Raw genomic sequence first — 7,268 nt, forward strand, 5'->3', positions numbered from 1 at the left:
GCAGGTCGGGCGACAGGACAACCTCTGCCGGCGTTCGTCGCGCCCAGGCCGGCCCTCACCAAGATCTTCGGAACATCCACACGGCCAGCGTCCTGTGGATGTTCCGAAGATCTTGCTCGGGTGCGGCGGCATGTGAGGCAGCGGCACCGTCGCCGCTGACCTCCCCGGTACGGACGAGCCACCGACTGGCGGCTGTGGGCTGGTGCACCCGCTCGCGGTTCTGCCGGGTGGCCGGGTGACGCTGCGCAGGCCCGTCCACGCGCTCCCCATGATCAACGCCGGCCTCCCGCACATTCTGGCGCGCCAGCATGTGCGGGAGGCCGGCGTTGATCAACCGGCGGCGGGGGCGCAGGTGGCGCGGGCGGTCGGGTCCAGCCGCCGGCCACGGAGGCATCTTCAGCACAGACGGCTCACGCGCCGCCCGCCCGGACAGCCCGCAGCAGGACCGCCGAGCGGCCGGTCACCGGCAGCTTGGCACCGGCGGGCAGCGATGCTCCCGGCTCCGGCCGCTCGTGCACGGTGTCCAGCAGCACGTCGTAGGACATCGCCCACGGCTCACCCGGCAGCACGAAGCCCAGCTCGTCGTGCTCACCGGTGTGCAGCACGAGCAGCAGGCTTTCGTCCTCGACCCGCTCGCCGCGGGGGCCACGCATCCGGATGCCGCGGCCGTCGAGGTACATCGCCAGCGTGCGCTGCGCAGGATCGAACCATTGCGCGTCGCTCAGCTCCTGGCCGTCCGGCCCGAACCAGGCGAGATCCTTCACGCCGTCCTCACCCGGCCGCCCGAGGAAGAACGTGCGCTGGCGCAGCACCGGATGCTCGCGCCGCAGCGCCACCAGCCGCGCCACCCAGGCGCACAGATCGTGCGCGTCCTGAGGCAGGTCCCACGGCTGCCAGGACAGCTCGTTGTCCTGGCAGTACGCGTTGTTGTTGCCACCCTGCGTGCGCCGGACCTCATCGCCCATCGTCAGCATCGGGACGCCGCTGGACAGCAGCAGCGTGGTCAGCAGGTTGCGGGCCTGCCGCCGCCGCAGAGCGTTGACGCCGGCGTCATCGGTCTCGCCCTCGACGCCGAAGTTCCACGACCGGTTGTGCGACTCACCGTCCCGGTTGCCCTCACCGTTGGCCTCGTTGTGCTTGGTGTCGTAGGACGTCAGGTCGCGCAGCGTGAAGCCGTCGTGTGCGGTGACGAAGTTGACGGACGAGGCGGGCGAACGCCCCTCGGAGTTGTAGAGGTCGGCGGAGCCGGACAGCCGATAGCCGAGTTCGCGCACGGCGCCGTCGTGGCCGCGCCAGACGTCGCGCACGGTGTCGCGGTAGCGGTCGTTCCACTCCGACCACAGCGGCGGGAACTCGCCCACCTGGTAGCCGCCCTCGCCGATGTCCCACGGTTCGGCGACCAGCTTGACCGACGACACGACCGGGTCCTGGTGGACCATCTGGAGAAAGGAGCTGAGCCTGTCGACGTCGTGCATCGAGCGGGCCAGCGCCGAGGCGAGGTCGAAGCGGAAGCCGTCGACATGCATCTCGGTCACCCAGTAGCGGAGCGAGTCCATGATCAGTTGCAGGACGTGCGAGGACCGCACGTCCAGGGTGTTGCCGCAGCCGGTGTAGTCGCGGTAGCGCGCCCGGTCCTCCGACAGCAGCCGGTAGTAGCTCTCGTTGTCGATGCCGCGCATCGACAGTGTCGGCCCGGTCTGGTCGCCCTCGGCGGTGTGGTTGTAGACGACGTCGAGCAGCACCTCGATGCCGGCCTCGTGCAGAGCCCGGACCATCGTCTTGAACTCACGCACCTGCTGGCCGTGACTGCCGCTCGAGGAGTAGCCCGCGTGTGGCGCGAAGTAGCCCAGCGAGTTGTAGCCCCAGTAGTTGGTCAGCCTGCGTCGGAGCAGGTGCGGCTCGGAGACGAAGTGGTGCACCGGTAGCAGCTCCACGGCCGTGACGCCGAGACCGACCAGGTGCTCGAGCGCCGCCGGGTGGGCCAGCCCGGCGTAGGTCCCGCGCAGTTCCTGTGGCACGCCGAGATGGCGCGCGGTGAAGCCCTTGACGTGCAGTTCGTAGACGACGCTGTCGGCCCAGTCCGTGTTCGGGCGCCGGTCGCCGCCCCACTCGACGTCGTCGTGCACCACCACGGACCGTGGGACGTACGGCGCGCTGTCGCGGTGGTCCTGCACCCGGTCACGGCCGGGCAGCGAGCCGAAGACCGCGTCGTGCAGGCGGTAGCCGCCGGTGAGAGCGCGCGCGTACGGGTCGGCGAGCAGCTTGGACGGGTTGTGCCGCTGACCGGCTGCCGGCTCGTAGGGGCCGTCGACGCGGTAGCCGTACTCCTGGCCGGGGCCGACACCCGGCAGGTAGCCGTGCCAGACGTGACCGGTCCGGTTCTCGAGGGGCAGCCGCGTCTCGCCCCCCGACGCATCGAACAGGCACAGGTCGACGGCCTCGGCGCTGGCCGAGAACAGGGCGAAGGCGGTGCCCTCGCCGTCCCAGCAGGCACCCAGCGGGGCGGGCCGACCGGGCCAGGGACGCGCAGGGGTCACGGGACGCGCAGGGGTCACGGGACGCGCAGGGTTCCGGGACGCGGGGTCACGGGGCGAGTGTGCCGGGTCAGCGGGTGCCGTCAGCGGCCAGGGGTGGGCGCTGGGCCGGCCCCCGGGTGACGGCCCGCCGCTCGGCAGGGATGAAGTCGGCCAGGCAGAAGCCGGCCGGCAGCACCAGGCTCTGGCCCCGCCGGCGGCGCTCGAGCATCGCGTGCACGACCAGCGCGTCGCGCAGCAGCGCCGCGAACTCCTCGGGCTCGTTGAGCAGCCAGCCGTGCCGGCCGTGGACGATCTCCGAGGGCAACGACCCGGTGACGGCACCGAGCTCGCCGGGGGCGATCAGCCGGTCGGCGTCGCCCCAGACGAACAGCACGGGCAGGCCGAGCGCGACCAGCGCTTGGGCCTGTCCGGCGAGCGAGGCGGTCAGCGCGAGCCGGGCGGTGAGGGCGAGCGTGAGCGGCTTGCGCAGGGCGTTCGGCAGGAAGTCGCGCAGCATCGAGGGCGCCGCCCGCATGACCTCCCGCGGGCTGAGTTCGGTGGCTGCGCCGGCCGCCCACCGCAGCCAGGACGCGTCGCCCAGCCCGGCGCGGCGGCTGGGTGCGCCGCCGACCGAGTTGACGAGCGTGAGCGAGCGCACCCGCTCCGGCCGGTCGGTCGCGAGCTGCAGGGCGACACCGCCGCCGAAGGAGTGCCCCGCGACGAAGACCGGGTGCTGCAGCTCGAGCACGTCCAGCAGCCGGCCGATGCGGGAGGCGTACGCCGGCAGGTCGATGCCGTGGCCCCACCGGCCACCCGCCCCGCGCAGTGGCGGCCCGTCGCTGCCGCCGAAGCCCGGCAGCGACGGGGCGACCACCCGCACGCCGGCCGCGGTCAGTCGGGCGATCCCGTCGGTGTAGCAGCGGGGCGACAGCCCCCAGCCGTGCAGGAACAGCAGCGGGTCGGCGTCCGGGTCGCCGGCCTCCATCACCCGCACCACGGCGTCGTCCACCCGCACGTCGCGCCAGCGCACGGGCGGCGGTGTGCGGCTCATGGCGGGCTCCAGACGGCAGGACAGGACGGCAGGAAATTCATCGGCGGGTGCGGCCCGTCCTGGAGCCTCAGCCCGGCGCGTGTCCGGGGCCGCTCTGGCCGTGCAGCGCGGCGTGCCGGGCGACCAGCAGCTCGTGCCCGGTCGGGTCCGGCGCCTCGGCGTGCGCCAGCACCAGGTGGCCGAGCAGCTTCTCGTGGTCGGCGACCAGATCGGCCCACTCGGTCACCAGGTCCGCCGCGGCGACCAGCGCCTCCAGTCGCACGCGGACCGGCAGCAGCAGCAACTCGCGCTCGAGCACCGCGACCAGGTCCTCGGGCAGGACCCGCCGCGGGTCGTGCTCGTCGTCATCGAGCAGCGGCGGGTCGAGCAGCGTGGCGAGCTCGTCGTCCTCGTCGTCGTCGGAGGGAAGGGCCGGCAGGTCCAGCTCGTCCTCGTCGCCCTCGTAGCCGCCCTCGACCTCCCCGAGCGAGAGGCCGGCCTCGGCGGCCCACCGGGCCTCCTCTTCGAGGTCCACCTCGTCGGGCAGCGCGGCGAAGAAGGCGTCCTGCCACCGCTCCACGAGCTCGCGGACCGCGTCACAGCGCTCGAGCACGCTGCCGACGTCGACGCTCGTGCCGTCGGGCGGCACCTGGAGCAGGGCCTCCTGCAGGGCGGTGGCGGCGCCGGGAGGAAGATCGGCCAGCGGCTCGGCGGAGGAGACGGTGTGCACCACGCCATGGGAGTCCCGGAACATCCCCGCAGACTAGGGTGCCCGCCCGGGACGAGGCCGGTTACGAGGAGGACGTCATGGGCGAGTTCGTGCGGCTCGAGGTCGACGGGGCGGTGGCCACGATCCGGCTGGACCGGCCGAAAATGAACGCCATCAACGGCCAGGTCACGGCCGAGCTCCGGGCAGCCGCCGAGCAGGCCCGCGACCGCACCGACATCCGGGCGGTCGTCCTCTACGGCGGCGACCGGGTGTTCGCCGCCGGCGCCGACATCCAGGAGATGTCGACGATGAGCTACGGCGAGATGCTGGCGTGGGGCAGCCGGCTGCAGGAGGCGCTGAAGGTCGTCGCCCGGCTGCCCAAGCCGGTCGTGGCGGCGGTCACCGGCTACGCACTCGGCGGCGGCTTCGAGCTGGCCCTGACCGCCGACTTCCGGGTGCTGGGGGAGCGGGCCAAGGTGGGGGTGCCGGAGATCCTGCTCGGGGTGATGCCCGGCGCCGGCGGCACCCAGCGGCTGACCCGCCTGGTCGGACCGGCCCGGGCCAAGGACCTGGTCTTCACCGGCCGGCACGTCGCCGCCGAGGAGGCCCTGGCGCTCGGCGTCGCGGACCGTGTCGTGCCGGACGCCGACGTGTACGAGACGGCCCGGCAGATGGCCAGGTCGTACGCGACCGGCCCGGCCGTCGCGCTGCGCGCCGCCAAGCAGGCCATTGACGACGGCCTGGAGCTCGACCTGGACAGCGCGCTGCGGCTGGAGACCGCGCTGTTCGCCGGGCTGTTCTCGACCGAGGACCAGCGCACCGGCATGGCGTCCTTCCTCGAGCAGGGGCCGGGCAAGGCCCGGTTCAGCGGCCGGTGACCCGAGAGCCCGGGCGGGCCGTCCGGCTCGTGACGCACGGCACACCGCCGACGCCCTCCTCCGACGTGACGCATGGCGTTACCGGCGGGTAACGTCGGGTCCGGCAGACCGGTGAGCGGGACCGCGCCGTGCCCCGATACCGTGGTCCGCACTGCCGAACGCCCGCTTCACCGTAGATCCGCGCGGGGCCTCGTCCCCGCGTCCACGCCCCTATTCGGAGGTCGGCGCCCCACGTGAACATCGTCGTACTGGTCAAGCAGGTGCCCGACACCTGGGCCGAGCGCAAGCTCCAGGACACCGACAAGACGCTCGATCGGGCCGCGGTCGACGTGGTCATGAACGAGATCGACGAGTACGCCGTCGAGGAGGCCTTGAGGATCAAGGAAGCCTCCGGTGGAGAAGTCACGATCCTCACCATGGGCCCCGACCGCGCCGTCGAGACCGTCCGCAAGGCCCTGTCGATGGGCGCGGACAAGGCCGTGCACCTGTCCGACCCGGCGCTGGCCGGCTCCGACGCGCTGCAGACCTCCTACGCGCTGGCGAAGGTTCTCGAGACCCTCGAGTACGACCTGGTGATCACCGGTTCCGAGGCCACCGACTCCCGGATGGCCATCATGCCGGCGCTGCTGGCCGAGCGGACGGGGCAGCCGCAGCTGTCGGGGGCGCGCAAGGTCACGGCCGAGGGCGGGACGGTACGCATCGAACGGCAGACCGAGAACGGCTACGACGTCGTCGAGGCGCCCACGCCGGCGATCGTCTCCGTCGTCGAGAAGATCAACGAGCCGCGCTACCCCTCGTTCAAGGGGATCATGGCCGCGAAGAAGAAGCCGCTCACGACCCTGACGATCGCCGAGGCCGGGATCGACGCCGGTCAGGTCGGCCTGGCCGGCGCGCCGTCGCAGGTCGTGGACTTCGCCACCAAGCCGCCGCGCTCTGCCGGTCAGGTCGTCAAGGACGAGGGGGACGGCGGCATCAAGATCGCCGAGTACCTCGCGTCACAGAAGCTCGTCTGAGAAGGCCCGGAAAAGGTGGTTGAGCACATGTCCGAAGTTCTCGTCCTCGTCGACCACGTCGACGGAGCCCCCAAGAAGGTCTCCTACGAGCTGCTCACGCTAGCCCGTGAGCTCGGCACGCCCTCCGCGGTGGTGCTCGGCAAGGGCGCGTCGGCTGCGGCCGACAAGTGCGGCGCGTACGGCGCCGAGAAGGTGTACGTCAGCGAGGCCGAGGAGCTCGACGGCTTCCTGGTCGGCCCGCGGGCAGCCGTGCTGGCGAAGCTGGTCGCGGACACCGCCCCCGCGGCGGTGCTGCTCCCGAGCAACGCCGAGGGCAAGGAGGTCGCGGCGCGCCTGGCGGTCAAGACCGGCAGCGGCCTGCTCACCGACGCGGTCGGGGTCACCGCCGACGCGATCGCGGAGCAGCCGATCTTCGGCGGCAGCGTCGTCGTGCAGTCCAGGGTGACGACGGGCACGCCGATCATCACGGTCCGCGCCAACAGCACGGCGCCCTCCGAGTCGCCGGCCGCCGGCACCGTCGAGCAGGTCAGCGCCACCTTCTCCGACAGTGACAAGGCAGCCCGGATCGTGGAGTCGGTCGTCGAGGACAAGGGCGGCCGCCCCGACCTCGGCGACGCATCCATCGTGGTGTCGGGCGGTCGCGGTGTCGGCGCGGCGGAGGGCTTCGGCATCGTCGAGAAGCTGGCCGACAGCCTCGGCGCGGCGGTCGGCGCCTCCCGTGCCGCGACCGACGCCGGGTGGTACCCCCACCAGCACCAGGTCGGCCAGACCGGGCGGACCGTCTCCCCGCAGCTCTACATCGCGGTCGGCATCTCCGGCGCGATCCAGCACCGCGCCGGCATGCAGACCAGCAAGACGATCGTCGCCATCAACAAGGACCCCGAGGCGCCGATCTTCGAGCTGGCCGACTTCGGTCTGGTGGGTGACCTGTTCACGGTCGTGCCCCAGCTCACCGAGGAGATCGCCAAGCGCAAGGGCTAGTCCGCGTAGCCGTCCGGCGGCCCGGCTCCTCTACGCGGGGGGCCGGGCCGTGCTGCGTGCTGACCCCGCTCCCTAGACTCCGCGACCATGTTGCGTCCTGCAAGCTGCATCAGGCCAGCGGGTGTGAGTCCCGTCTGGGTA

The 7,268-nt window shown here is 72.5% G+C and carries 6 protein-coding genes; 3 read left to right on the forward strand and 3 right to left on the reverse strand.

The genetic code is table 11. The features are described 5' to 3' along the window. Window positions 1-410: 410 nt before the first annotated feature. The 3 genes from glgX to WD794_15850 all read right to left on the reverse strand — a co-directional run bounded on the left by glgX (window position 411) and on the right by WD794_15850 (window position 4,300). Window positions 411-2,537, reverse strand: a complete 2,127-nt coding sequence (gene glgX, locus WD794_15840) for a glycogen debranching protein GlgX (protein ID MEX2291783.1) — start codon at window positions 2,535-2,537, stop codon at window positions 411-413. 67 nt (window positions 2,538-2,604) lie between these two features. Next, window positions 2,605-3,567, reverse strand: a complete 963-nt coding sequence (locus tag WD794_15845) for an alpha/beta fold hydrolase (protein ID MEX2291784.1) — start codon at window positions 3,565-3,567, stop codon at window positions 2,605-2,607. A gap of 67 nt (window positions 3,568-3,634) precedes the next feature. After that, a complete protein-coding gene (locus tag WD794_15850) occupies window positions 3,635-4,300 on the reverse strand; it encodes a hypothetical protein (GenBank protein ID MEX2291785.1) in 666 nt (221 codons plus the stop codon). A 53-nt stretch (window positions 4,301-4,353) separates the two neighbouring features. On the opposite strand from WD794_15850, the gene WD794_15855 reads away from it, so the two are divergent. The 3 genes from WD794_15855 (at window position 4,354) to WD794_15865 (ending at window position 7,127) form a co-directional block, all read left to right on the forward strand. Further along, window positions 4,354-5,133 carry an enoyl-CoA hydratase-related protein gene (locus tag WD794_15855; GenBank protein MEX2291786.1) on the forward strand — a complete coding sequence of 260 codons (780 nt, stop codon included), beginning with the start codon at window positions 4,354-4,356 and terminating at the stop codon, window positions 5,131-5,133. A gap of 233 nt (window positions 5,134-5,366) precedes the next feature. After that, window positions 5,367-6,146, forward strand: coding sequence for an electron transfer flavoprotein subunit beta/FixA family protein (locus WD794_15860; protein ID MEX2291787.1), 780 nt, complete (start codon window positions 5,367-5,369; stop codon window positions 6,144-6,146). 27 nt (window positions 6,147-6,173) lie between these two features. Next, window positions 6,174-7,127 (forward strand): electron transfer flavoprotein subunit alpha/FixB family protein, encoded by a 954-nt coding sequence (locus WD794_15865; protein ID MEX2291788.1) that lies wholly within the window; start codon window positions 6,174-6,176, stop codon window positions 7,125-7,127. The last annotated feature ends 141 nt before the right edge of the window (window positions 7,128-7,268 follow it).

The sequence above is a fragment of the Mycobacteriales bacterium genome, assembly GCA_040902655.1.
Classification (GTDB): domain Bacteria; phylum Actinomycetota; class Actinomycetes; order Mycobacteriales; family SCTD01; genus SCTD01.

Bases quoted from the DNA above. Each gene is read 5' to 3' on its own strand.
- WD794_15845 (MEX2291784.1), bottom strand. From the start codon at position 3,567: ATGAGCCGCACACCGCCGCCCGTGCGCTGGCGCGACGTGCGGGTGGAC.
- WD794_15850 (MEX2291785.1), bottom strand. From the start codon at position 4,300: ATGTTCCGGGACTCCCATGGCGTGGTGCACACCGTCTCCTCCGCCGAG.
- WD794_15855 (MEX2291786.1), top strand. From the start codon at position 4,354: ATGGGCGAGTTCGTGCGGCTCGAGGTCGACGGGGCGGTGGCCACGATC.
- WD794_15865 (MEX2291788.1), top strand. From the start codon at position 6,174: ATGTCCGAAGTTCTCGTCCTCGTCGACCACGTCGACGGAGCCCCCAAG.